Raw genomic sequence first — 23,756 nt, 5'->3', positions numbered from 1 at the left:
GTTCGACGGCGCCGGTCAGCGCCGGTCAGCGGCCGACGAACCCGAGCAGCGCGGCGTTGACCTCGGCGGCGTGGGTCCACAGGAGACCGTGGGGCGCGCCCTCGACCTCGACGTACTCCGCGTCGGGCACGAGCGCGTGGAAGCGGCGCCCGGTCGCGTCGATCGGGAGGATGTTGTCCTTCGTGCCGTGCAGGATGAGCGTCGGCTTGCCGGCGGCCCGCACGGCCTCGACGTCGGGGCGGAAGTCCTCGATCCACGTCGGCACGACGGCGTACGCCGCGACCGGCGCCGAGCCCACGGCCGTGCTCCAGCTCGCCCGGACGACCTCCTCGCTGATCCGCGAGCCGAGGTTCTCGTCGAGGTTGTAGAAGTCGCCGTAGAACTGGGTGAACCACGCGTACCGGTCGGAGCGCGCGGCGTCGGCGATGCCGTCGAACACGGACTGCGGCACACCCTCGGGGTTGTCGTCGCGCTGGACGAGGAACGGCTCGAGCGAGGCGAGGAACGCGAGCTTCGCGACGCGCTCGTGCCCGTAGGTCTTCACGTACCGGGCGAGCTCGCCGGTGCCCATCGAGAAGCCGACGAGGACGACGTCGCGCAGGTCGAGCGTCTCGAGGACGGTGTTCAGGTCTGCAGCGAACGTGTCGTAGTCGTAGCCGCTGCCGACCTTGCTGGACGCGCCGAACCCGCGGCGGTCGTAGGTGATGACGCGGTAGCCGGCGTCGATGAGCTCGCGCTTCTGCAGCTCCCAGCTGTGCCCGTCGAGGGGGTAGCCGTGGATGAGCACGACCGCCTGACCGGTGCCCTGGTCCTCGTAGTACAGCTCGATGTCGGTCGAGTTCTCCTGCCCGACGGTGATGTACCCCATGGTCGTGCTCCCTTCGCGGAGATGAGAGAACGGTCGTTCTCCCGTTGGTCGCTACACTAGAGAACGATGGTTCTCAGCGCAAGCCGCACGAGATGGACGGGAGATGACGATGCTCGACGACGCGCACGCTCGCGAGGCCGTGGTCGCGGCCGCCGACCGGTTGTTCTACGCCCAGGGTGTGCGGGCCGTGGGCATGGACGCCGTCCGCACCGAGGCCGGGGTGTCGCTCAAGCGGATCTACTCCCTGTTCCCCTCCAAGGACGACCTCGTCGTCGCGGTGCTCCGACGCCGCACCGGCCAGTGGGCCGACGGCATCGAGGCCGCAGCCGCGAGGTCGACGACACCGCACGAGCGGCTGCTCGCCGTCTTCGACTTCCTCGACTCGTGGTTCCGCGAGGACGGGTTCCGCGGGTGCGCGTTCATCAACTCGTTCGGCGAGCTCGGGGCGACGTCGCCCGCCGTCGCCGCGGCCGTGCGGGAGCACAAGGAGTCGTTCCAGCGGTACGCGCGCGACGTCGCGCGGGAGGCGGACCTGCCCGACGACGTCGCGCTCCAGGTCGTGCTGCTCGCCGAGGGCGCGCAGACGACGGCCGCCATCACGCAGGACGCCGACGTCGCGCGGCAGGCCCGCCGGGCGGCCGAGTCCCTGCTGGACGCAGCGACGTCAGCGGTCGTGAGCCGCGCCTGAGCCACGCCCGCGCCGCGCCCCGGTGGCCTGGGCCGAGTGATGCACGTTCGGTCGAGTGATGCACTTCCCCGTGCATCATTCGACCGTATGTGCATCACTCGCCGGATCGCCGTCCGCACCGGTCTCGGCGCTCGGGCTCTGCGGGCCGAGGCGGCTCGCGACCATCGGCAGCACGATCACGGACAGGACGCCGGCTCCGACGAGCGCCGCCCCGATGCGCGACGTCATCGCGCCCTCGTCGACCGCGATCTCGGTGAGCGCGACGAGCAGCGGCAGGGCGGTCGCCGAGTACAGCGCGGTCTGCACGCGCTCGGTCCGGGGCAGCCCGCGGCGGAACCACAGCAGCACCGGGCCGCCGCGCACCACGAGCATGAGCGCGAGGATCAGGATCGGCAGCAGCGGCGACGCGACGATCGAGTCGACGTCGAGCCCCATGCCCGAGCTCACGAAGAACACGGGGACGAACACGCCCCACGCGACCACGTCGAGCTTCTTCTCGAGGCTCTCCACGTCACCGGGTGCCCAGCGGCGCAGGACCATGCCCCCGACGAACGCGCCGAGGACCGCGTCGAACCCCATCGCCGCCGCGACGGCGAGCAGGGCGACGAGGAGCAGGACCGTCAGCCGAACCGTGCTCTGCCCGGTGCCGTGCTCGGACGCGAGCAGGATCCGGCCGCCCCCGGGGAGGTTGAACGTGCCCGGCAGCGCCGAGAGCCCGATGGCGGCCACGGCGAACAGCACGAGCAACGTCGCGGCCACGCCCGTCTCGCGCGTGCCGAGCAGGAGGGCCATCGCGACGATCGGCCCCAGCTCACCGACGGCCCCGACGACGAGCACCGTGCGGCCGAGCCGTGAGCCGAGCTGGCCGCCCTCGCGCAGGATCGGCAGCACGATGCCGAGCGCGGTCGTGGTGAGCGCGATCGCGCCCGCCGCGATGGTGTGCACCGACTCCCGCTCGAAGAGCACGACGACGACGGCGGCTCCGACGACGAGCGACGTCAGCCAGGCCGCACCCGCGCGCCGTCCGCTCCGCTCGCGCAGCACGCTCGGCTCCAGCTCGTAGCCCGCGAGCAGGAAGAGGAAGCCCATCCCGAGGTCGGACAGGAGCGTGACGTCGGAGGGGCCGGCGAGGTCGAGCAGCGCCGGACCGATGAGGACGCCCCCGAGCAGCAGGAGCACGACCTGCGGCAGGCGTGAGCGCGCGGGCATCAGCCGGGCGACGAGCGGTGCCAGCAGCGCGACGACGAACACCGGGACGAGCGGGGCGTAGACGTTCACGGGCGTGCTCCCCGGATGGTCGGCGGACGGCGGGAATCAGCATGCCGCAGGCGGCGCACCGGCGCGCGGCGGCAGCCTCGGCGCACCTCGCCCGGTGGGTGCGCGGACGTGCCCGACGGCGCTCGCGCCGGTTGACGGCCCGTCCCGCCCCGGCCTACGGTCGCCCCAGCCGCGGTCGTCGCGGCACCTGGATCGGCAGACAGGACCACTGAGCCGGCGCACCGTGGCGCCGAGGCGCTCGGTGACGCACAAGCCACCAGGAGGCACCATGACCAGGACGTGGATCCGCAACCCGCTCGGCGTCTTCACCGCGGACGACGCCCCGGACGCGCCCGACGCGCGCGGCGGCGTCGTCGTCGAGGACGGGGTGGTCGCGGAGGTCGTGGCGGCGGGCGCGCAGCCGACGACGCCCGTCGACGAGACGTTCGACGCGTCGCAGCACGTGCTCACGCCCGGGCTGGTCAACACCCACCACCACTTCTACCAGACCCTCACCCGCGCCTGGGGGCCGGTCGCCGACGCCCCGCTGTTCCCCTGGCTGCAGCGCCTGTACCCCGTCTGGGCTCGCCTGACGCCGCGCGACCACGAGCTCGCCACGACCGTCGCGCTCGCGGAGCTGCTGCTGTCGGGCTGCACGACGGCGGCCGACCACCACTACGTGTTCCCCGCTGGTCTCGACGACGCGATCGACATCCAGGTCGGCGCGGTGAAGCGCCTCGGGATGCGCGCGACGCTCACGCGCGGCTCCATGACCCTCGGCCAGGACGACGGCGGACTGCCGCCCCAGTCGGTCGTGCAGAGCCTCGACGTGATCCTCGAGGACTCGCGCCGCCTCGTGGAGACGTACCACGAGCGCGGTGCCGGCGCGCAGGTGCAGATCGCGCTGGCGCCGTGCTCGCCCTTCTCCGTGACGACCGAGGCGATGCGGGAGAGCGCGGCGCTCGCGACCGAGCTCGACGTCCGGCTCCACACCCACCTCGCCGAGACCATCGACGAGGAGGACTTCTGCCGCGAGCGCTTCGGCCTGCGCACCGTCGACTACCTCGAGTCCGTCGGCTGGCTCACCGACCGCGCGTGGCTCGGCCACGGCATCCACTTCGACGACGACGAGGTGCGTCGCCTCGGGGCGGCGGGGACCGGCGTCGCGCACTGCCCGACGTCGAACATGCGGCTCGCGTCCGGCATCGCCCGGGCCGTGGAGCTCGAGGACGCGGGGGCGCCCGTCGGGCTGGGCGTCGACGGGTCGGCGTCGAACGACGCTTCGACGATGATCCTCGAGGCCCGTCAGGCGCTCTACCTGCAGCGCCTCAGGTACGGCGCCGACATCCCCGTGACCCGCGCGCTCGGCTGGGGCACGCGCGGGTCCGCGCGCGTCCTGGGGCGCGACGACGTCGGTGTGCTCGCCGTCGGCAGGCAGGCCGACCTCGCGCTCTGGCGTCTCGACGAGCTCCGCTTCTCCGGCTCGCACGACCCGGTCGCGGCGCTCCTCCTGTGCGGCGCCGACCGAGCGGACCGCGTCATGGTCGGCGGGCGGTGGCGCGTGGTCGAGGGCGCGATCCCCGACCTCGACCTCGGCGCGCTCGTCGCCGAGCACTCCGCGGCGGCCCGCCGACTCGTGGCCGGCTGAAGACCGGCCGCGTGTCGCCGCAGGCCACGGACGAGTTGCCGCCACGGACTTGACACAGGTCACAGTTGGCGTTCGAATGGTGGAAGTAGTTTTCCGCCAAGCGGAACGATAGCTGACGAGGAGGTCCGCTATGAACGCGCGAGCCACGAGGGTCACGGACGACGCCGAACGCCGTCCGGTACGCCCCGAGGACGAGCGGCTGCCCCTCGGGGCGACGTTCGGGTACGGGTTCCAGCACGTGCTCACGATGTACGGCGGCATCATCGCCCCGCCGCTCATCGTGGGGTCGGCCGCAGGGCTGACCGGGGCCGAGATCGGGACGCTCGTCGCGGCGTCGCTCTTCATGGGCGGCCTCGCGACGATCCTGCAGACCATCGGCATCCCGTTCTTCGGGTCGCAGCTGCCGCTGGTGCAGGGAGTGTCGTTCGCCGGCGTGTCGACGATGGTCGCGATCGTCAACGGCGGGGGTGGGATCCCGGGGGTGCTGGGCGCGGTGATCGTGGCGTCCGCGGTCGGACTGCTCATCACGCCGTTCTTCGCGCAGATCATCCGGTTCTTCCCACCCGTGGTCACGGGCGTCGTCATCACGACGATCGGCCTCACGCTCATGCCGGTCGCCGCGAACTGGGCGATGGGCGGCGACGCCGAGGCCGCGGACTACGGCTCGGTGAGCAACATCGGGCTCGCGGCGCTCACCTTCGCGATCGTCATCCTGCTCTCCAAGGTCGGCAGCGGCACGATCTCGCGCCTGTCGATCCTCCTCGCGATCGTGATCGGCACGCTCGTCGCGCTCGCCCTCGGCATGGCCGACTTCTCGGGCGTGGGCGAGGGTCGTGTCGCCGCGTTCCCGTCGTTCCTGGGCTTCGGCGCCCCGACGTTCGAGATCGCCGCGATCGTCTCCATGCTCATCGTCATCCTCGTGACCCTCACCGAGACGACGGCGGACATCATCGCGGTGGGGGAGATCGTCGACACCAAGGTCGACCGCAAGCGCATCGCGAACGGCCTGCGCGCCGACATGGCCTCGTCGGTCGTGTCGCCGTTCTTCGGCTCGTTCACGCAGTCGGCGTTCGCGCAGAACGTCGGGCTCGTCGCCATCACGGGCGTGAAGTCGCGGTTCGTCGTCGCGGCGGGCGGCGCGATCCTCGTGGTCCTCGGCCTGCTGCCCGTCCTGGGCCGCGTCGTGGCCGCCGTCCCGACGCCGGTGCTCGGCGGCGCGGGCGTCGTCCTGTTCGGCTCGGTCGCGGCGTCGGGCATCCGCACGCTCGCGAAGGTCGACTACTCCAACTCGATGAACCTCATCATCGTCGCGGCGTCGATCTCGTTCGGCATGATCCCGATCGCCAAGCCCGACTTCTACGACCAGTTCCCCACGTGGTTCGGCATCATCTTCCACTCGGGCATCAGCTCGGCGGCCATCATGGCGATCCTGCTCAACATCCTGTTCAACCACATCAAGGCGGGGACGCCGCCGGACCCGTCCGTCTTCGCCGAGGGCGCGGAGCGCGGAGCGAGCTCGGTCGACGACGAGGACCTCGAGGACCTCACCGACGACGGCGTCCTCAACGGCTCGACGCGCCGTGCGCTGCCCGGCGAGGAGCCCGCAGGGCAGGACGGCGGCGACGCCCGGCCCGACGACGGCGCGCAGCCCGACCGACCGGCGTCCGCTCCCACGCCGGAGCCCGGTCGCATGGCCCCGGCCCCGGTGCCCAGGACGGCGACGCCGTAGCCGAGCGGTACCGGTCCCGGCACAGCGTCGTGCCCGACCGACCCCGCGCCCGAGGTGGGCTCCACCTCGGGCGCGGGGTTCGTCGTCTATCGGGGCCGCACCGCGGACCGCTGCGGCTAGGAGCCGGAGGCGCTCGGCGTCGTCCCGGTGTCGTGAGCGTCGCCGACGGCGGTGGGCGCCGAGCCGTCGGCGGTCGCCCTCGCCGGGTCCGGCTCGGCCGGCTCGCGCCCGGGGAGGTACACGGACGTCTCGGGCTCGGGGTGCTGGCGGCCGCGGACGACGATGATCGCGAGGCCCAGCGCGACGGCGACCAACGCTCCCCAGATGTTGGCGGGCAGGCCGAGCGGGGTGACGCTCGTCGGGTCGATCCGCAGGGCCTCGAGCCACACGCGCGCGGACCCGTACCAGACGAGGTAGGCCCCGAACGCCCGGCCCCACCGCAGCCCGAACCGCTTCTCGAGCAGGAGGATCACCGCGATCCCCAGGGCGTTCCACAGCATCTCGTAGAGGAAGAGCGGGTGGAACAGGGTGCCTGCGGGCAGGTCGTCCGGGAAGGCCGGGTTGCTCGTCGGGATCTCGAGTCCCCACGGCAGCGTGGTGGGCGCGCCGAAGAGCTCGTTGTTGAACCAGTTGCCGAGGCGGCCGATCGCCTGCGCCAGGAGCATCGCCGGGGCGAGCGCGTCCGCGAACGACCAGAAGCGGATGCCCGCACGCCGGCACCCGATGTAGGCACCCAGCGCCCCACCCAGGAGCGACCCCAGGATCGCGATGCCGCCCTGCCAGACGTAGAGCACGCGCAGCGGGTCCTGGCCGGCGCCGAAGTAGTCGCCGTAGTGGGTGAGCACGTGGTAGACCCGGGCGCCGACGATCCCGAACGGCACGGCCCACATCGCGATGTCGACGACGGCGCCCGGGTGGCCGCCGCGTGCGGTGAGGCGTCGCGACGTGAGCCAGACGGCGGCGACGATGCCCGCGAGGAGGCAGAGCGCGTAGACGTGGAGGGTCAGCGGGCCCAGGCTCACGGACGCCCAGGAGAGGTCGGGGCTCGGGATTCCGAGGCGCATGCGGGGCTCCAGGTGTCGGCTGCCCGCGACCCTATCCCACCGTCCGACGGGCGGTTCTGGTCGTGCTCGCCCGCCGGGAGGCGGCGTCGTCCGGGCACCCGGGCCGGGGTCGTCGTGCACGGGCGTGCGTCGGCGACGGTGCACAATGAACGGATGACCTATCGCGTCCTCAGGCTCATCCTGTCGCTGCTCGCCTACGTGCTGCTGCGACCGCAGGTGACGGGACGCAACAACATCCCCCGCAACGGCGCGGTCATCCTCGCGAGCAACCACCTGTCGTTCATCGACTCGCTCCTCATCCCGATCGTCGCGCCGCGGCACGTGACGTTCCTCGCCAAGGCCGAGTACTTCGAGGGCCGCGGGCTCAAGGGCCGCCTCTCGCGATGGTTCTTCACGACGATCGGCATGATCCCGGTGCAGCGCGACGACCCTCGCGCCGGGCAGCGCTCGCTCGAGGACGCGCTCGAGGTGCTGCAGCGCGGCGGCGCGTTCGGCATCTACCCGGAGGGGACGCGCTCGCGCGACGGCAAGCTGCACAAGGGCCGGACGGGCGTCGCGTGGCTCGCGCTCGCGGGGCACGCGCCCGTCGTGCCGGTCGCGGTGCGCGGCACGGACAAGGTGCAGCCGATCGGCAAGCGGATCCCGCGCCTGCACCGCGTCGAGGTGCACTTCGGCAAGCCCATCGACCCGCAGCGCCAGATCACGGCGGGCACCAAGCCCGCGCAGGCGCGCCGGGAGCTCACCGACGAGGTCATGGCGTCGATCCACCGCATGAGCGGCCAGGACCTCGCGGCCTGACCGCGGTCAGCTCTGACCGAGAACACCGTCGAGCACGCCCCGGACGAGCCGGTCGAACCGGGTCTCGAGGTCCGGCGGCTCCGGCGACGACGTCGCGCCGAGCGCGGCCGCGATGCTCGGGTGCTCGCCGTCGGCCGCGACGGCGACCAGGCGCGCCGTGAGCTCCGTCTCGGCGCCCCGTCGCACCTCGGCGTCGACGAGCGCGCGGACGACCGTGCTCCCGACGGCGAAGGCCTCGAGCTTCACGGAGCCCGGCGCGTCGACGGGAGCGAGGGCCGCCAGCGCGCGCTCGGCGTACGCCATCGTCCGCGGTCCCGTCGCGACCCGGGTGGCGAGTGCGTCCAGCAGCCACGGCCGACGGAGGAGCAGCGCACGAACCCGGCGGGCGAGCTCCAGGACCCCCGCGACGCCCTCGTGCTCGAGCGTCAGGTCCAGGTCGGCGAACGCCTCGTCGACCATGAGGTCGACGAGCTGGTCCCGCCCCGTCACGTAGCGGTAGAGCGATGCGGAGGCCGTGCCCGCTGCCGTCGCCGCGGACCGCATCGTCACCCCGTCTAGCCCGTCGACGTCCGCGACGGCTCCCGCCGCGCGTCCGAGACCCTCACGTGTCAGTGCGGGCGCGGGGCCACGCGCGCCACGTTCCGGGCGGTCCCACACGCTCGGCACCACGGAGTCCTCCCTCGTCCTGCTAGCCTTCTGCGAACAATGATCGCAGTTTACCGGAGGTCAGCATGGTCAGCAACGCACGGTGGACGGCGACCCGGTACGCACACAACGGGCAGGTGCAGATCGCGTACGACACGTTCCTCGGCAGCGCGGGCGACCCGCTGATGCTCGTCATGGGGCTCGGGGCGTCGAGGTTCTGGTGGCCGGACGGGCTCTGCGCGGCCCTGGCCGACGTCGGCTTCCAGGTGCTGCGCTACGACCAGCGCGACGCCGGTGAGTCGACGCGCATGCCGGAGGTGCGCACGACGAACCCCTTCGTTGCCCTCTCCCGCGCGAAGAGCGCGGCCTACACCGCGGAGGACATGGTCGACGACGCCGTCGCGGTCCTCGATGCCGTCGACATCCCGGCCACCTTCGTGGCAGGACACTCGATGGGCGGCCTCCTCGCGCAGCGGCTCGCGATCCGCCATCCGGACCGGGTGCTCGGGCTGGTCACCGGAGGCGCCGTCCCCTCCGACGCCTCGGGCCTCGCCGTCTGGAGGCACCTTCGACCACGCACGATGGTCCGCCTCGCCCGGACGACGTTTCCCGAAGGCCGGCAGGGCGACATCGACGCCTCCGTCGCGGTGGCGCGACTCATCGCCTCGTCCACCTATCCGATCGACGAGGAGGCCGTCCGCGCCTGGGCGGAGCGCGAGTCCGACAGCGGCCCCCGGGACGCCAAGGCGCAGAGCCGCCAGATCGGCGCCTCCTGGAGCGGCGGACGCCTCGCCGACGTCGCCACGCCGACGCTCGTCGTGCACGGTGAGGACGACCCCATCGTGAGGCCGAGCGCCGCGCGCGCGATCGCTGCCGCGATCCCGGGGGCTCGTCTGCGCGTCTTCCCCGGCCTCGGACACGATCTTCCGGCGCCACTGTGGACCGCGTACGCGCGCGAGGTGCGGGCGCTCGCCGACCAGGCGCGCAGCCAGGGCTCGGCTCGCCGCTCGCGTCCCTGATCGCGACGGGAGCGACCCGCACCGCGGGGCTCACCCCGCAGGGGGAGGCGCCCGCGCCGTGCCACGGGAAGACTGGTGGCCATGCTGCCCGACGACGCCCGCTCGCCGCTGCGCCGGCTCCTCGGCCCGCTGCGCAGCGCGTCGACCGTCCGGGCGGGAGTGTTCCTCGTCATCGGCGGCGTGGTGGCGGGGGCCTACGTCGCGCTCGTCGCGGGGTTCGTGCAGATGTTCGCCTCGGCGCAGACGCCGAAGGTCGCGACGCTCGTCCTCGCCGCCGTGTCGGCGGTGATCGTCTGCACGCCCCCGTTCCTCGTGCCGGTGCGCACGCTGGAGATCGCGGCGGCGCGCACGTTCCTCGACGTCGACGTGCCGCTCCCCGGTGCGCAGACCGGCGCGCTCGCCCCCGCGACCCGCTGGCGGGCGGCGGCCTGGTACGGGCTGCACCTCACCCTCGGCGCCGCGGTCCTCGTCGCGGTGCTCTTCGGCGTCCCGGTCGCGACCCAGCTCGTGCTCTCGGCGACCGGGATCGAGCCGATGCTGCTCACGGACTGGCGCCCGTGGGAGGCGTTGCCGACGTGGGCGTGGGTCGTGACGGCGGTGGTCGTGCTGCTCGTGCTGCCGTACGTCGTCGCGCTCGCCCGGCTCGTGCTGCAGCAGGCCGCCTGGCCGCTGCTCGGGCCGGACCAGTCCGAGCGCATCGCCGAGCTCGAGGCCGCCGCCGACCGCGCCGCCGAGCGGGGCCGCCTCGCGCGCGAGCTGCACGACTCGGTGGGCCACGCGCTCACGATCACGACCCTCCAGGCCGCCGCCGCGGCGCGCCTCCTCGACACCGACCCCGACGCCGCCCGCCGCGCGCTCGCCGCGATCGAGGACACCGGTCGCGGCGCGATGGCGGACCTCGACCACGTGCTCGGGCTGCTCCGGGCCGACGGCAGCACGGCCTCGACCGCCCCCTCCTCCGCGTCGTCGCCGCGCCATCCGGCGCGCACGCTCGCCGACCTCGACGCCCTGCTCGACGACGCGCGCCGCACCGGCGCGGACGTCCGCCGCGTCGAACGGCCCGAGGGAGCGCCGGCGGCGACGGGGGCGCCGGCCGACGCCTCCCGCGCGACGTCGCAGGAGGCGTACCGCCTCGTGCAGGAGGCGCTGACCAACGCGCTGCGGCACGCGCCCGGCGCGCCCGTGACGGTCGACGTCGCCACCGAGGCGGGGGTCCTGCGCGTCGAGGTGCGCAACCCGGTCGGGCCGGCCCCGCGTCGTCGTCCGGGCAGCACCTTGCCCGACGACGGCACAGGAGCGGCGCCGTCGACCGGCGGTCGCGGGATCGCCGGCATGCGCGAGCGCGCGCGCCTGCTGCGCGGCGAGGTCGCCGCAGGCCCGACGCCCGACGGCGGCACGTGGGTCGTGCGCGCGTCGTTCCCGCTGGCAGGATCGAGCGCATGACCGTACTGCCGCGGGACGAGCCGATCCGCGTCGTGCTCGTCGACGACGAACCGCTCGTGCGCGCGGGGCTGCGCGTCATCCTCGACGCGGAGCCGGACCTCGAGGTCGTCGGCGAGGCGGGGGACGGGACCGAGGTGCCGGGCGTCGTCGCGCACGCACGCCCCGACGTCGTGCTCATGGACGTGCGCATGCCGCGCGTCGACGGCATCGCGGCCACGCGCGCGCTGCTCGCGCGCGAGCCGGCGCCGCGCGTGCTCGTCGTGACGACGTTCGAGAACGACGACCACGTGCTCGACGCGCTGCGCGCGGGCGCGCACGGGTTCCTGCTCAAGCGCGCGCGGCCGGAGGAGGTCGCGCAGGCGGTGCGCGTCGTCGCGCGCGGCGAGTCGCTCCTGTTCCCCGATGCCGTGCGGCGCCTCGCGACCGCCCGGCCGCCGTCCGGGGACGAGCTCCGCGACGCGCGGCTGACCGAGCGCGAGGGCGAGGTGCTCCGGCTCGTCGCGGCCGGGCTGTCGAACGCGGAGATCGCGGCAGAGCTGTACCTCGGCGTCGAGACCGTGCGCACGCACGTCGGCAACGTGCTCGCCAAGCTCGGCGTGCGCGACCGGACGCAGGCCGTCGTGCGGGCGTACGAGTCGGGGTTCGTCCGCGCGGGCTGACGACGCCCGTCGGGGTGCAGGGGTGCCGGCTCCTGCGGGCGGGCCCGGGCGGTGCGACGATCGCTCCATGGACCTCTCCGCGCTCACCGGCCCCGCTCCCCGCACCTCGCCCGCGGCGACGATCGCGCGCGTCGTGCTCGGGCTCGCGCTCGTCGGCGCGGGCATCAGCCACCTCACCGTCGCGCGCGAGGAGTTCCAGGCCCAGGTGCCGAGCTGGTTCCCGGTCGACGAGGACGTCACCGTGCTCGCGTCCGGCGCGGTCGAGATCGTGCTCGGCGGGTCGCTCGTCGCGCTGTCGCGCTGGAAGGTCGCCGTCGGCCTGGTGGCCGCGGCGTTCTTCGTCGTCATCTTCCCGGGCAACGTCGCCCAGTGGGCCGAGGGCAAGGACGGGTTCGGCCTCGACACCGACGCCAAGCGCCTCGGCCGCCTGTTCTTCCAGCCCGTGCTCGTGGCCTGGGCGCTGTGGTCCACCGGAGCGCTCCGGGCCGTGCGCGAGGCGCGCTCGCGCGACTGATCCCCCACGCGGGGGAGGCGGACCGCCGTCACGGGGGATCCGCCGTCGGCGCGCGGCGACGAGGGTCGAGGCATGAGCACCCCTACGTCACAGACACCCCGCCCCGCAGGACCAGGCCGTTCCCCGGTCGTCGTCGGATCCCTCGCCGGAGCACCACCCCCCGCGCACGCCTCCCGAGGCCGGTGGATCGCCCCGACCGCCGCACTCTGGTGGGCGCTCGGAGCCGCCGTCGCTCTCGTGGTCACGCTCACCGGCCGCGCTCTGCCCGTCGGCGCCGATGACCCGTCCGGCTTCGGCATGTGGCACTCCGTCCCCGCGACCGACCTCACGCCGTGGTTCGCGGTCGTCGCCGTGGTGGGCGCGGCGCTCGCGGTCTGGACGTGGCGCGGGAGCCACGGGTCCCCGGTCACGCCGGCGGTCCGCACGACGACGGTCGTCGGGGTGGTCCTCGTCCTCGCCGCGGCCGTGACGTTCGTCGACGCGTCGATCCTCGCGCGCCTCGGCTATCTGCCCGTCACGGTCGTCATGGCGCCGTTCGACCCCCTCATGCGGGCGGCGTTCGCAGACTTCGTCACGCCCGGCACCGTCCTCCAGCTCGCCGTCCTCGGGGGCGGGACCCTGCTCGCCGCGTCGACCGTCCGGTTCGCGCGGCGCGCTGCGGCGGCGTGCGAGTCCTGCGGGCGCCGCCTCGACGGGCACGACCCCGCGTGGACCGCACCGGCCGCCGCCGCGCGCTGGGGACGTACCGCCGCGATCGTCGCCGCCGCGGTCCCCACGTTCTACGCCCTCACGCGCATCGCCTGGGTGCTCGGGATCCCGCTCGGCTTCTCGCCCGACGACGTCGCCGACCTCGCCGGCGACGACGGCTGGATCGCCGCGTTCGGCCTGGGCGCGTTCGCGCTCGTCGGCGCCGTGCTCACGCTCGGGCTGTTCCAGCGCTGGGGCGAGGTCTTCCCGCGCTGGATGCTCGGGCTCGCCGGGCGTCGCGTGCCCGTCCTGCTCGCCGTGGTGCCGGCCTCCGTCGTCGCCGTCGCGGTGCTCCCGGCAGGTCTGTCCCTCATCGCGGTCGGACTCGAGTCGGGGGAGCTCGCCCTCACCGCCGACCGGTGGGGCGCCATCGGCCCGATGCTGCTCTGGCCGCTGTGGTCCGTCGCGCTCGGCGCGGCGACCTACGCCTACTGGCTGCGCCGCCGCGGCACGTGCCGCTCCTGCGGCCGGCCGTAGGTCGGGTCGGGCTACTGGGGCTCGACGGGGCCGTCCGTCCCCGCGACGAGGTCGCCGCAGCTCGTCTCCTGGGCGGTCGTGACGACGGGGTCGTCCGGTGCCGCGTCCTGCGCCACCGTCTCCTCCTCGCCGTTGGTGGCGGTGCGGGCGGCGGTGTCGAGGTCGACGAAGGTGCGGGACACGGTGAACGACGAGCCGTCGTCGGACACGGCGTTCAGGCCGGCGAGGCGCAGCGCGCCGTCGACCTCGGTGCAGCCGACGCCGGTGCCGAAGCCCGTGAAGCCCTTGTCGAACGTGTACGGCTCGCCCTGCGCGTTCTGCGTCGGGGTCGCCGCGCAGTCCGCGACCGAGAGCAGCAGGACCTCGCGGCCCGTGTCGACGAGCGCGACCGGGGCGGTCCCGTCGCCCGCGGCGACGACGTTCACGACGGCGCTCGCCGGGACCGGGCTCGCGGACTCGACCGGCGCGGAGAACGTGGCACCCGACGCGGTGGTGATGCCGAAGGCGCGGTCCGCGCCGCCCGTGAGCCAGGCCGAGTCCGGGCGGCCGTCGCCGTCGACGTCGACGATCTCGTGCGTGCTCGCGTCGGTGGGCGGACCGTCGTCGGTCGCCGGGCAGCCCGCGGCGGCGGGCGTCGACGGGTCGTCGGTGGGGGAGGTGCTGTCGGTGGGCGCCGGGCTCGTGGTCGTGCCCGACGGCGGCGGGGTCGCGGTCGCCGGGTCGCTCGCCGCCGGGCGGTTGGCCAGCCAGACGACCACCAGGACGACGAGGACCGCCGCGACGGTCAGGACGATCCACGGCCACGTCCGGCGGTTCGTCCGGGTGTCGGGGTTCGGGGTGGGGAAGGGGTCGTCGGGAGTCGTCATGCCGCCAGGCAACCATCGACCGGCGACACGGGCATCCTGGCCTGCGGTCAGCCCCGCAGGACCCGGGCCAGAGACCGGGTGAGGGCGTCGCCGTCGGGGCCGTGCGCCGTCGGGACGCCCGTCCCCGCCTGGCCCGGAAGGCTGCCCGGCCCGGGGAGCGGCGACCCGTGGGAGAGCACCTGCTGCGCGGGCGTGAGCTCCCGGATCGCGACGGCGGCGACGTGGCCCGGGTGCTGCCGCGCGGCGCGCGCGTAGATCTCGGGGTCGTGCTGTCCGTCGTCGCCGACGAGGAGCCAGTCCACGTCGGGCAGCTCGCGGAAGAGCCGGTCGAGCGACGTGTTCTTGTGCTCCGGACCGCTGCGGAACCAGCCCGTGTTCGTCGGGCCCCAGTCGGTGAGCAGCAGGGGACCGGGCGGGAACCCGTGCCGCTGGAGGAACCGGCGCAGGTTCGCCGCCGTGTTCCACGCGCCGGTGGACAGGTAGACGAACGGCGTCCCCGGCTGCGAGGCGGCGATGCCGCGGTACATCGCCGCCATCCCCGGCACGGGCACGCGCGCGCTCGAGTGCCGCACGAACGTGTTCCAGGCAGCGATGAGCGGGCGCGGCACTGCGGTGACCATCGCCGTGTCGTCGATGTCCGAGACGACGCCGAGCCGGCGCCCGTCCGCCACCACGACGACGCGACCAGTCGCGACCGCGCCCGACGCCGTCCGGAACGTGACGTCGTGCCACCCGGGTTCGAGCGCGACGTCGAACGACGCGTCGAGGTACCCGCTGCGGTCGGACACGAGGTCGAGCGTCACGTCACCGAGGTGCACGCGGACCTCCTCACGCGGCGCCGGGGCCGTGAAGAAGTAGCGCCAGCCGCGCCGGTCGGCGGACCGCTGCTCGTGCAGGGCCGGGTCGTAGGCCGGGCTCGCGAGCAGGACGCGCGCGAGGACGCGCACGCGCCGCGGGGTCCCGTAGCCGGCGAAGGCCTCGACGCGCGGGCGCCACCCCCGCGCCCTCTGGAACCGGGAGACGACGGCGCGCCACCGGTCCTCGATCCGGGCCGCCCGGTGCGGTCGCTGGGTGACGGCGTGCTCGACGGGGTTCGAGGGCATGAGGGCGCGGCGGTCTCCGGTCGACGTCTCGGGGCTGTGCTCACTGTGTCACAGCCTGCCGACGCTCGGGCGGTCCGACCGTCGCGCGTGCGGGGGCCGCGAGGCGGGCCTAGCGTGGCCGCGTGACCGACGAGCCGCGCCCCACCTCGCCCGACCTGCCGTCGAGACCGGTGCCCGCCGGGGTGAGCGAGGCGACCGTCGACGCGCTCGGGGCGCTGAGCGAGGCCCTCGAGACCACCGAGCGGGCGCGCGGCCACCTCTACACGTTCCACCAGCTCACCGGCGAGGCGGACCTCGCGCTCGGCGAGGCGGTCGAGAAGCTGCGGGCGGCGGGGCACGCGGAGGTCGCGGACCGGATCGCCACCGAGCTCGTGGGGCGCAACGTCGTTCCCGGTCGGTGGACGTTCCAGCTCGTCGAGGAGTACGACGACGGCTACTGGTCCCTCTTCCGCGACCACGAGCGCCGGGCGCGCGACGAGCTCGCGGACGGCGTGCGGCACCTCTTCGAGGCGCGCATGAAGCAGGAGCGTCGCACGGCGGGCCGTCCGGGCCACGAGGCGGGTCCGGAGGACGTCGACTGACAGCAGTGGTCTCTCCCGTCGGTCGGAGGCGGGGTCGTGCCCGCCGATGAGTTCCGGCTCGTCGGTCGGTCCCCACAGGACCGACGAGAGGACGGACACGATGACCGGCACGACCACCGACCACCCAGCGGCGACGGAACCGGAGGGGACGCTGATACCCGGCTACAGCTCTCCGGGCGCGAGCCCGGTGCCCTGGGAGACCGTCCGGCGGGCGCTCGAGCGCGCCGAGATCTCCTGGATCTCGACCGTGCGGCCCGACGGGCGGCCGCACGTCACGCCGCTCATGACGGTCGTCGCCGACGGCTGCCTGCACGTCACGACCGGGCCCGAGGAGCGCAAGGCCCGCAACCTCGCACAGAACGCGCGCGTGGTCCTCACGACCGGGACGAACGTGTACACCGACGCGCTCGACGTCGTCGTGGAGGGGACGGCCGTCCGCGTCACCGAGGATGCCGCGCTGCACCGGCTCGCCGAGCGATGGCGCTGCAAGTACGGCGACGAGTGGTCGTTCACCGTCCAGGACGGCACGTTCGTCAACGGCGGGGACCCGGCGTTCGTCTTCTCGGTGCGGCCCGAGGTCGTGTTCGCCTACGAGCGCACGGCCGAGCACGCGGCGATGCGCTGGCGGTTCGGTCCCGGCGAGGCGTCCGCCCTGAGTGCCCCGGACGCACCGCAGCCCGCCTCGTGAGGCGGGCTGCGGCGTCGGGCCGGGACGCGCTCAGTTGCGCGTGATGGTGAAGGTCGACGTCGGGTTCTCGATGTCCCGGTAGTTGCCCGAGAACGTGAGGTTGGTGAAGGTCGCCGTGCCGACCGCCGGGCCCTGGCCCTGCTCGGGCATGGGGTTGACCCAGATGCCGTAGCCGGACTTCGCGTCGTACCGGTCGCCGCTCTTCTTCGCCCCCGTGATGGTGACGTTGGTGAAGGTCGGGTTCTGGAACGTGTTCTGCGGCTGGCCGCCGACGTAGTTCGTCTGGAACATGATCCCGGAGTACGTCGGGTCGATGACGTCGAGGTTGTTCACCTGGATGTTCCCGAACGCCTTGGACGCCGAGAACATCCACACGGCCCCGAACACCTGGTCGCCCCAGAAGTGCCCGCCGGAGCGGACGACGGTGAGACCGTCGAACACCGTCGGTGCCGGGCCGAACCCCTCCATCGGGTACCCGAAGTCGAGCGAGCTGATCGTGACGCCCGAGTAGACCAGGGTGTCCGCGATGTAGATGTTGCGGAACGTGTTGTCCTGCCCGCCGTAGACCGCGAGCCCTGCGGCGCGCCACGTGTTGGTCGACGTGAGGTTCTCGAACACGTTGCCCCGCTGCCCGCTGCCGCCGTTGTCGGTGGCCGCGAAGAGCGCGAACGAGTCGTCACCGGTGCCGCGCGCCTGGTTGTTGTGCACGTGGTTGTTCGCGCTGCCGTTGGTCATGTTGATCGCGTCCGCGAACGTGTTGCGGATGCGCGAGTTCTTCACCTCCGAGTCGTCCATGTTGGACGCCCAGAACATGCAGATCATGTGCTCGACCCAGATGTTGTCGATCGTCATGTCCTTCACGTTGGCGAAGTCGAACACCTTGCCGGGGCCGTCGATGCGCGACGTGTAGTTGCCGAAGTATGCGAAGTCGCGGAACGACGACCCGTTGGCCGTGCCCTCGGCGCGGAACCCGACGTCGGTGTTCTCCTGGCCCTGGGGCGCGAAGAACCGCGTGAACCACGGACCGGCACCGACGACCTCGACGGCCTTGCCGTAGACCTGGAACTTGTTCGAGGTCTGGTAGTCGCCCGCGGGCAGGTAGACGCCCTTGAGCGTGCCGGTCGAGTCCATGCGGACGAGGTCGAGCGCGGCCTGGACGTCCTGGTGCGTGAAGCCCGCGGGCTGGGTGTACTGCGCCGGGTTCGGGTTGGCCTTCGGCGTCGCCAGCTCGAGGTCGACGAAGTCGATCGCGTACTGCGACGTGTTCTGCGCCGTCTTCTGGAGTCGGATCTTCGCACCGGCGGGGACGGTCGTGCCGAGCAGCACGCTCGCCTCGTCGTAGACGTGGCGCGGCGCGCCCTGGCCGGGCTGGTTGCCCGGGTTGGTCTCGTTCCCGTAGAGCCACGCGTAGCGCGACGTGAGGTCGATGTTCTTGAGGAACTGGCCGTCGACGTAGATCGCGAGGTTCGCGTTCGTGCCGCCGCCGCCCGTCGAGTCGGGGATGGAGAAGCGGGTCAGCAGAGTGTTCGTCGGGGCCTTGGTGGTCCACTCGACGTACGCGCCCGTGCTGTTCAGCGTGACGGCCCTGCGGCCCGACGCCTCGCCCGCGAGGTCGCCGACCACACGGTTCGGCGCGAGGACGGTCGCCCCGCCGCCGACGACGCCGTCCTCGGCCTCGTAGGTGTCGAACGGCAGGTTGGCGCCGCGACCGACGAACAGCGGCCGGGTCGCCGTGTTGTTGGCCTGCTTGGCGGCGACCTCTGTGGAGTCCGCGGCGGCGACGACCCTGACGTCGTAGCTCCCGTTCGCGGCGGTCCACGTGCCGAGGTTCACGCTCGCGCTGCTCGCCCCCGCGGCGATCGCGCCGCTCGCGGAGCCCGTGAGGGTGCGCACGACGGCGCCCGTCCCCTTGTTCGTCACGGTGACGGTGAGTCCGTGGGCGGCCGACGACGTCGCGACGTTGCCCTGGTTGGCGATCGTCGCGGAGAACGTCACGGCGTTGCCCGCTGCCGGGTTGCTCGGCGTCCACGTGAGGGTCGGGACGAGGTCGGAGCTCGGGACGGCGGTGACGACGAGCGGGGTGGGGTTGGCGTAGGCGTTGTTGCCCTCGTTCTGCTCCGCGACGATGCCTGCCGCGTCCGCGGTGGCGCCGATCGAGTAGCTCGCCGCGGGGCGTGCGCCGATGTCCGCGGTGACGGTCGCCTGCGCGCCGGCGGCGAGGCCACCGACCGGCTTCGTCGCGACGGTCTGGCCGTTGACGGTCAAGGCGACGTCCGTCGCGGCGGAGGCCTGGGTGCCGATGTTCTTGACCACGGCCGACAGCGTGATCGCCTGCGACTCGAGCGGCGAGGCCGGGGTCGCGGTGACGCTCGTGACGACGAGGTCGGGGTTGGGGGCTGCGGTCCCGAAGACCTGGAGCTCGGCGACCTGCCCGTTGCCCGAGCCCGTGTTGCCCGTGAACCGGAGCCGGACGTCCTTCGCGGTGCCGGTCGCCGGGATCGTCACCGTGTTCCCGGTGGCCGGCGAGAACTGGTAGCCCGCCGACGGCTTGAGGGTCTGCCACGCGCCGGTCGGGGTCGCGCGGCCCTGGACCTCGAACGTCTGCGTCCGCGGGCCCCACGCGGCAGCGGGCGGGAGCTTGACGACGACGCCCGTGAGCTGGGCCGCGGCGTCGAGCGAGACCGTGAGGGTGCTCGGGTACTGGCCGCCCGCGCCCTCCCAGTACGTCGACGTGCTGTCGTCGTTCGCGTTCTTCGCGACGAACTGCCACTCGGTCGACGACCCCTCGATCGGCTTGTTCAGCGAGAGGTTCGTCCCGGTGGGGGGCTCGGGGTTGCCCGGTCCGCCCGGGTCGGTGCTGCCCGCGGTGCCGCGCACCTCGAGCTCGGAGAGCTGCGCGGCGGGCCAGCCCGTGTTCGCCGTGATCTGGAGGCGGACGTAGCGCGCCGACGTGTCCGGGACGTCGACCGTGACGGTGTTGCCCGACGTCGGGTTGAACGTGTACGCCTGGGTGGCCTTGAGCGTGGAGAAGCTCGAGCCGTCCGTGCTCGACTGGACGCTCAGCGTCTGGTTCCGGGTCTCCCACCCCGGGGGCAGCTTGAGGACGAGGTCCTCGACGGTCGCAGCCGCGCCGAGGTCGACCTGGGCCCACTGGGGGAAGGAGTTGTTCGTCGACTCCCAGTAGGTGCCCGGGTTGCCGTCGGTGAGGTTGCCCGACAGGTACGGGGAGTTGTTGCTGCTCGCGGCCGTCGGCTTTCCCGCCGACAGGACCGTCGGTGCCGCGGCGGCCGTCGTCGTGAGACCGAGCGGGACGATCAGGGCTGCCGCTGTCGCCGTCGTGACGAGGGCGCGGAAGCGGGGGTGCGACGTGCTGGGTCGACTTCTCATGGGTGTCCTCGATCTCCGTCGTCGTCGACGGGGGTTGGGTCAGTACCTTCGAGAATTGCGGTCCACCCGTGCCGCACCGCACAGATGAGTGTTGAATTCTTGCATCAACACGCAAGAACGCTACTTCTGCCCGCACGGACCGTCAAGAGACGTCGCACGTCCCCGAGATGGACCTCGGACCGCCGAAGTAGAACCCTGGTCGCGCGAGGTAGAACCCTGGTCTGCCGAGGTAGAACCGTGGTCACGGCTGCCCGACGGCGGTCGCACACCCTGGGTGTCGGGGTGGGTGGGGCCGCCGCGTCTCCCATCCGCCGCTCGTTCCTCGCGGCTCCCGCCAGGCCCGACCACGACGCGGCGCCCCCACCCACCCCTCCCGGCGTCGTCCCACCCCGGTCTGTGCTCACCCGGGCCGACGTGGCTCGCGGTCGAACACGACCTTGGTGTCGCCACGGCCTGGATAACGACACTGATGTCGTGCTCGGCGCGTGACCACGCCCTGACCGGGCGGACCACAGTTCTACCTCGCGCGACCACGGTTCTACCTCGCGCGACCACGGTTCTACGTCGCGCGACCAGGGTTCTACCTCGGCGGACCACGGTTCTACTTCGTCAGGGCCTGGCCGCGTGCTGCACGAGGTGCGGTGGTGGCTGAGCGGGTGGGGCGGCGTCGGATGCGAAGGGCGTCAAGGCCGCGCTCCCCAGACCCACGCCCGACAGACCACGGTGACGGCGCGGACAGCCCGAGCACCGACGCCGCCCCGCACGCGGACCCGACCACGAACCACGGTTCTACTTCGGCCGACCAGGGTTCTACCTCGGCAGACCGGGCGATGGTTCGGCTGCTCGGTGGGTCACGAACGGGGGTCGCGGATGGCGGCGGTGAAGAGCTGCCAGCCCGTCTCCGAGTGGGAGACGGAGAACACGTACGGGCGGTCGACCCGGAACGACAGGGCGACCATCTCCGCCTCGGCGGAGACCGCCTGGGCGCCGATCTCGGTCACCGCCGCCGCGACGGTGCCCTCGGCGTCGACCTGGAGGAGTGCCTGCTGCTTCGCCTGCGAGACGAACAGGTCCTCCGCGCTGATGCCGCTGAGGTCCGGGGGGGCGACGGGGTCGAGCAGGCCTCCGAGCCCGGCGTCGACGAGTGCCGGTCGCAGGTCCATCGGGGCCTCGGCGTGGACGTCGAGCGTCGGGATGGTCAGGTCGACCTGCTGGCGAGGGGCGGCGTCGAGGGCCTCTCGGAGGGCGGCGGCGCGCTCCGGCGTGATCGTTGCCGGGTCCGTACCTGAGGGTGGCAGCACGACGTCCGCGTGGAAGCCGTCGACGTAGGGGAGCCGCAGGGCGCGCCACCCGTCGTCCTCCGCGTGCGCCCAGCTCTCCGTGAGGCGCAGGGACTCGACGTCTACCTCCTCGCCGCCGCCGAGAGCAAAGGGGGACGGGGTGGTCTTGCCCTCGTCGAACGGCGCCTCCCACCGGGCGGCGAAGAGGACGGCGTTCTGCAGCACGAGGCGCAGGTCGTCCTCCGGCTCGATCGCGCTCTGCTCGATCAGTCCTCCGGTGTGGAACCGGACCCAGTCGCTCAGCGGTGCGATGCCCGACGGCGTCTCGAGGTCCGTGTGCAGCACGCCGGCCCCGTAGCCGGTCGCGAGCGCCTCGAGATAGGTGTCGTGAACCTGCGCCTGGTCGTCGAGGGCGACCTGGTTCGCGACGTGCGCGAGCGGCTTCTTCGGAAGGTCGGCCTTCTGCACGGTCGCCGGGTCGCCGTCGTACGCCTCGACCTCCGCGAGCAGCGCGTTGACCGCGTCCGTGCGCTCCGGCCCGCTCGCGCCGAGCGCGGCGTCCAGGGCGGCGGCCGTCTCGCCGCGCGCGCCCTCCGCGAGCATGGAGAGCGCGACGACGGCGCTCGCCGGGGACACGACGACGTTCCCCTCTCGCGGGGCCGCGTCGAGGATCGTGGTCCCGAGCCGCTCGGTGGCGTCGACGACGGCGGGCGTGGCGTCGGCGTCGGAGACCGACACGACGTGCCGGCTCACGTCCGCACGAGCGAGTGGGAGGTCCGGTCCGTCGGGGACGCCCGTCGTGCACGCGGCGGCCGTCGTGACGAGAGCGAGGGCGAGGGCGACACCGGTCGCGGCGATCCTCGCCGTCCGTTCTCCTGTGCGGCGTGCAGTCCTGCCGGGCGTCGTCGTCCGAGCCGTCATGAGGCGCTCCGTCTCCCGGTCGTCGTCAGCGTTCAAGGTTCGGTCAGTGCCGGGGGTCGCGGATCGCGGCGGTGAACAGGGCCCAGCTGGTGTCCGTGTGCGACACCGTGAACAGGTAGGGACGGTCGACGCGCAGCTCGACGACGTCCGGCGGCGCCACGGCTGCCGACTCGGTGAGCGCCAACTCGGTGACGGCCGCGGCGACGGTGCCCTCCTCGTCGACCGTCAGTACGGCCTGCTGCCACGCCTGCGTCAGGGCGAGGTCCTGGTCGCTGATCCCGCTGAAGTCGGAGAGCTCGAGCCCGGCGGCGGCGAAGGCGGGCAGCAGGTCGAGCGGATGCTCGGCGTCGACGTCGAGGGTCGGCAGCGTGAGGTCGACGGCGCGCGGTGCGGCGGAGGCGAGCGCGTCGCGCAGGGCAGCGCTCTGGTCGGGCGTGATCGAGGCGGGGTCCACGCCGTCGGGCGGCAGCACGACGTCGGCGTGGAACCCCTCGGTGTACGGCAGCCGCACGGCCCGCCATCCGTCGACCTCGGCGTACGCGCGTTCGTGCGTCTGCTGCATCGCCTCGGCCTCGACCTGCGTCCTGTCGGTCAGGACGAACGGCCGCGACCGCGTCGCGTGCTCCTCGAACGGCGCGTCCCACCGCGCCGCGAGCAGGACGGCGTTCTGGAGCGCGACGCGAGAGAGCGGGTCGGGCTGGATCGCGGACCTCTCGATGAGCCCGCCCGTGTGGTGCCGGACCCACCGGTGCAGCGGCTCGAGACCGGCCTCGGTGCCGAGGTCGGTCTCGAGCACGCCCGCGCCGTAGCCGGCCGCGAGCGCCTCGAGGTACGCGTCGTGGACCTGGGCCTGGTCGTCGAGGACGACCTGGTTCGCGACGTGCACGAGCGGCCGGACCGGGAGCTCGTCGTCCTGCACGACGGCCGGGTCGCCGTCGTACTCCTCGAGCGCGGCGAGCAGCGCGTTCACGGCGTCGGTGCGCCCGGACCCCGATGCGCCGAGCGCGGCGTCGAGCGACGCCGTCGTCTCGCCGCGCGCACCCTCGGCGAGCATGGACAGCGCGACGACGGCGCTCGCCGGCGACACCACGACGTTCTTGTCCCGAGGGCCCGAGCCGAGGATCGTCAGGTCGAGCCGGTCCGTCGCCTCGACGACGCCGGGCACGGTAGACGCGTCGGCGACCGCGACGACGCGCCGCTCCGTGCCTGCCGCGGCGGAGGTCTCGGGCGGCGCGCCAGGTGACGTCGCGCACGCACCCAGGGTGATCGCGAGCCCGAGCACGGCGATGCCCGCGGACGCCGTGCGCAGGACCGTGCTCGAACCGCGTCGTCTCCCCATGCCCCGTCTGTGTCGCGTCGGGCCGAGTGCTTGCG

20 protein-coding genes are annotated in these 23,756 nt (G+C 73.4%); 11 read left to right on the top strand and 9 right to left on the bottom strand.

Annotated elements, in window-relative coordinates; translation table 11 throughout:
• Positions 1 to 25: 25 nt before the first annotated feature.
• Positions 26 to 868, bottom strand: coding sequence for an alpha/beta fold hydrolase (locus ACMXGY_RS19880; RefSeq protein WP_483774697.1), 843 nt, complete (start codon positions 866 to 868; stop codon positions 26 to 28).
• 103 nt (positions 869 to 971) lie between these two features.
• Between ACMXGY_RS19880 and ACMXGY_RS19875 the strand changes: the two genes are divergently transcribed.
• On the top strand, positions 972 to 1,556 hold the full coding sequence (locus ACMXGY_RS19875; protein WP_483774696.1) for a TetR/AcrR family transcriptional regulator: 585 nt from the start codon (positions 972 to 974) through the stop codon (positions 1,554 to 1,556).
• Positions 1,557 to 1,631: 75 nt separating this feature from the next.
• On the opposite strand, the gene ACMXGY_RS19870 is transcribed toward ACMXGY_RS19875, so the two are convergent.
• Entirely contained in the window at positions 1,632 to 2,834 is a 1,203-nt protein-coding gene (locus tag ACMXGY_RS19870; protein WP_483774695.1) for a cation:proton antiporter, read from the bottom strand.
• A 268-nt stretch (positions 2,835 to 3,102) separates the two neighbouring features.
• On the opposite strand from ACMXGY_RS19870, the gene ACMXGY_RS19865 reads away from it, so the two are divergent.
• Positions 3,103 to 4,461, top strand: coding sequence for an 8-oxoguanine deaminase (locus ACMXGY_RS19865; RefSeq protein ID WP_483774694.1), 1,359 nt, complete (start codon positions 3,103 to 3,105; stop codon positions 4,459 to 4,461).
• Positions 4,462 to 4,591: 130 nt separating this feature from the next.
• On the top strand, positions 4,592 to 6,190 hold the full coding sequence (locus tag ACMXGY_RS19860) for a nucleobase:cation symporter-2 family protein (RefSeq protein WP_483774693.1): 1,599 nt from the start codon (positions 4,592 to 4,594) through the stop codon (positions 6,188 to 6,190).
• 116 nt (positions 6,191 to 6,306) lie between these two features.
• On the opposite strand, the gene lgt is transcribed toward ACMXGY_RS19860, so the two are convergent.
• Entirely contained in the window at positions 6,307 to 7,254 is a 948-nt protein-coding gene (lgt, locus tag ACMXGY_RS19855) for a prolipoprotein diacylglyceryl transferase (protein ID WP_483774692.1), read from the bottom strand.
• A gap of 153 nt (positions 7,255 to 7,407) precedes the next feature.
• On the opposite strand from lgt, the gene ACMXGY_RS19850 reads away from it, so the two are divergent.
• Positions 7,408 to 8,052 carry a lysophospholipid acyltransferase family protein gene (locus tag ACMXGY_RS19850; protein WP_483774691.1) on the top strand — a complete coding sequence of 215 codons (645 nt, stop codon included), beginning with the start codon at positions 7,408 to 7,410 and terminating at the stop codon, positions 8,050 to 8,052.
• Positions 8,053 to 8,058: 6 nt separating this feature from the next.
• On the opposite strand, the gene ACMXGY_RS19845 is transcribed toward ACMXGY_RS19850, so the two are convergent.
• Positions 8,059 to 8,721, bottom strand: coding sequence for a TetR/AcrR family transcriptional regulator C-terminal domain-containing protein (locus ACMXGY_RS19845; RefSeq protein WP_483774690.1), 663 nt, complete (start codon positions 8,719 to 8,721; stop codon positions 8,059 to 8,061).
• A gap of 62 nt (positions 8,722 to 8,783) precedes the next feature.
• On the opposite strand from ACMXGY_RS19845, the gene ACMXGY_RS19840 reads away from it, so the two are divergent.
• The 5 genes from ACMXGY_RS19840 to ACMXGY_RS19820 all read left to right on the top strand — a co-directional run bounded on the left by ACMXGY_RS19840 (position 8,784) and on the right by ACMXGY_RS19820 (position 13,556).
• Entirely contained in the window at positions 8,784 to 9,716 is a 933-nt protein-coding gene (locus ACMXGY_RS19840; RefSeq protein WP_483774689.1) for an alpha/beta fold hydrolase, read from the top strand.
• Positions 9,717 to 9,797: 81 nt separating this feature from the next.
• Complete coding sequence (locus tag ACMXGY_RS19835) at positions 9,798 to 11,159, top strand: sensor histidine kinase (protein ID WP_483774688.1); 1,362 nt, start codon at positions 9,798 to 9,800, stop codon at positions 11,157 to 11,159.
• A complete protein-coding gene (locus tag ACMXGY_RS19830) occupies positions 11,156 to 11,818 on the top strand; it encodes a response regulator (RefSeq protein ID WP_483774687.1) in 663 nt (220 codons plus the stop codon). The genes ACMXGY_RS19835 and ACMXGY_RS19830 overlap by 4 nt, the downstream gene beginning before the upstream one ends.
• A 67-nt stretch (positions 11,819 to 11,885) precedes the next feature.
• Positions 11,886 to 12,332, top strand: coding sequence for a DoxX family protein (locus ACMXGY_RS19825; protein WP_483774686.1), 447 nt, complete (start codon positions 11,886 to 11,888; stop codon positions 12,330 to 12,332).
• A gap of 237 nt (positions 12,333 to 12,569) precedes the next feature.
• Positions 12,570 to 13,556: a hypothetical protein gene (locus ACMXGY_RS19820; protein ID WP_483774685.1), complete on the top strand. Its 987-nt coding sequence runs from the start codon at positions 12,570 to 12,572 to the stop codon at positions 13,554 to 13,556.
• Positions 13,557 to 13,567: 11 nt separating this feature from the next.
• On the opposite strand, the gene ACMXGY_RS19815 is transcribed toward ACMXGY_RS19820, so the two are convergent.
• Complete coding sequence (locus ACMXGY_RS19815; RefSeq protein ID WP_483774684.1) at positions 13,568 to 14,422, bottom strand: hypothetical protein; 855 nt, start codon at positions 14,420 to 14,422, stop codon at positions 13,568 to 13,570.
• A gap of 47 nt (positions 14,423 to 14,469) precedes the next feature.
• Positions 14,470 to 15,525: an App1 family protein gene (locus ACMXGY_RS19810; RefSeq protein ID WP_483774683.1), complete on the bottom strand. Its 1,056-nt coding sequence runs from the start codon at positions 15,523 to 15,525 to the stop codon at positions 14,470 to 14,472.
• 122 nt (positions 15,526 to 15,647) lie between these two features.
• Here ACMXGY_RS19810 and ACMXGY_RS19805 point away from each other — a divergent pair, with 122 nt between their 5' ends.
• Both ACMXGY_RS19805 and ACMXGY_RS19800 read left to right on the top strand, forming a co-directional pair.
• Positions 15,648 to 16,106 carry a hypothetical protein gene (locus tag ACMXGY_RS19805; RefSeq protein ID WP_483774682.1) on the top strand — a complete coding sequence of 153 codons (459 nt, stop codon included), beginning with the start codon at positions 15,648 to 15,650 and terminating at the stop codon, positions 16,104 to 16,106.
• A gap of 100 nt (positions 16,107 to 16,206) precedes the next feature.
• Entirely contained in the window at positions 16,207 to 16,794 is a 588-nt protein-coding gene (locus ACMXGY_RS19800) for a pyridoxamine 5'-phosphate oxidase family protein (protein ID WP_483774681.1), read from the top strand.
• A gap of 30 nt (positions 16,795 to 16,824) precedes the next feature.
• On the opposite strand, the gene ACMXGY_RS19795 is transcribed toward ACMXGY_RS19800, so the two are convergent.
• The 3 genes from ACMXGY_RS19795 to ACMXGY_RS19785 all read right to left on the bottom strand — a co-directional run bounded on the left by ACMXGY_RS19795 (position 16,825) and on the right by ACMXGY_RS19785 (position 23,721).
• Positions 16,825 to 20,181 carry a discoidin domain-containing protein gene (locus tag ACMXGY_RS19795; RefSeq protein ID WP_483774680.1) on the bottom strand — a complete coding sequence of 1,119 codons (3,357 nt, stop codon included), beginning with the start codon at positions 20,179 to 20,181 and terminating at the stop codon, positions 16,825 to 16,827.
• Positions 20,182 to 21,032: 851 nt separating this feature from the next.
• Positions 21,033 to 22,382 carry a serpin family protein gene (locus tag ACMXGY_RS19790; RefSeq protein ID WP_483774679.1) on the bottom strand — a complete coding sequence of 450 codons (1,350 nt, stop codon included), beginning with the start codon at positions 22,380 to 22,382 and terminating at the stop codon, positions 21,033 to 21,035.
• Between the two features lie 43 nt (positions 22,383 to 22,425).
• Positions 22,426 to 23,721 carry a serpin family protein gene (locus ACMXGY_RS19785; protein WP_483774678.1) on the bottom strand — a complete coding sequence of 432 codons (1,296 nt, stop codon included), beginning with the start codon at positions 23,719 to 23,721 and terminating at the stop codon, positions 22,426 to 22,428.
• Positions 23,722 to 23,756 lie beyond the last annotated feature (35 nt).

The organism is Cellulosimicrobium sp. G4 BAM 1002 (genome assembly GCF_057126935.1).
The sequence above is the reverse complement of the archived record's forward strand: the minus strand, read 5'-3'. Positions and strand labels throughout refer to the sequence as shown.

What these genes read in the sequence shown, in the direction of transcription:
- ACMXGY_RS19880 (WP_483774697.1), bottom strand. Translation starts at nt 868, where the DNA reads ATGGGGTACATCACCGTCGGGCAGGAGAACTCGACCGACATCGAGCTG.
- ACMXGY_RS19875 (WP_483774696.1), top strand. Translation starts at nt 972, where the DNA reads ATGACGATGCTCGACGACGCGCACGCTCGCGAGGCCGTGGTCGCGGCC.
- ACMXGY_RS19865 (WP_483774694.1), top strand. Translation starts at nt 3,103, where the DNA reads ATGACCAGGACGTGGATCCGCAACCCGCTCGGCGTCTTCACCGCGGAC.
- ACMXGY_RS19860 (WP_483774693.1), top strand. Translation starts at nt 4,592, where the DNA reads ATGAACGCGCGAGCCACGAGGGTCACGGACGACGCCGAACGCCGTCCG.
- lgt (WP_483774692.1), bottom strand. Translation starts at nt 7,254, where the DNA reads ATGCGCCTCGGAATCCCGAGCCCCGACCTCTCCTGGGCGTCCGTGAGC.
- ACMXGY_RS19850 (WP_483774691.1), top strand. Translation starts at nt 7,408, where the DNA reads ATGACCTATCGCGTCCTCAGGCTCATCCTGTCGCTGCTCGCCTACGTG.
- ACMXGY_RS19840 (WP_483774689.1), top strand. Translation starts at nt 8,784, where the DNA reads ATGGTCAGCAACGCACGGTGGACGGCGACCCGGTACGCACACAACGGG.
- ACMXGY_RS19835 (WP_483774688.1), top strand. Translation starts at nt 9,798, where the DNA reads ATGCTGCCCGACGACGCCCGCTCGCCGCTGCGCCGGCTCCTCGGCCCG.
- ACMXGY_RS19830 (WP_483774687.1), top strand. Translation starts at nt 11,156, where the DNA reads ATGACCGTACTGCCGCGGGACGAGCCGATCCGCGTCGTGCTCGTCGAC.
- ACMXGY_RS19825 (WP_483774686.1), top strand. Translation starts at nt 11,886, where the DNA reads ATGGACCTCTCCGCGCTCACCGGCCCCGCTCCCCGCACCTCGCCCGCG.
- ACMXGY_RS19815 (WP_483774684.1), bottom strand. Translation starts at nt 14,422, where the DNA reads ATGACGACTCCCGACGACCCCTTCCCCACCCCGAACCCCGACACCCGG.
- ACMXGY_RS19810 (WP_483774683.1), bottom strand. Translation starts at nt 15,525, where the DNA reads ATGCCCTCGAACCCCGTCGAGCACGCCGTCACCCAGCGACCGCACCGG.
- ACMXGY_RS19800 (WP_483774681.1), top strand. Translation starts at nt 16,207, where the DNA reads ATGACCGGCACGACCACCGACCACCCAGCGGCGACGGAACCGGAGGGG.
- ACMXGY_RS19795 (WP_483774680.1), bottom strand. Translation starts at nt 20,181, where the DNA reads ATGAGAAGTCGACCCAGCACGTCGCACCCCCGCTTCCGCGCCCTCGTC.
- ACMXGY_RS19790 (WP_483774679.1), bottom strand. Translation starts at nt 22,382, where the DNA reads ATGACGGCTCGGACGACGACGCCCGGCAGGACTGCACGCCGCACAGGA.
- ACMXGY_RS19785 (WP_483774678.1), bottom strand. Translation starts at nt 23,721, where the DNA reads ATGGGGAGACGACGCGGTTCGAGCACGGTCCTGCGCACGGCGTCCGCG.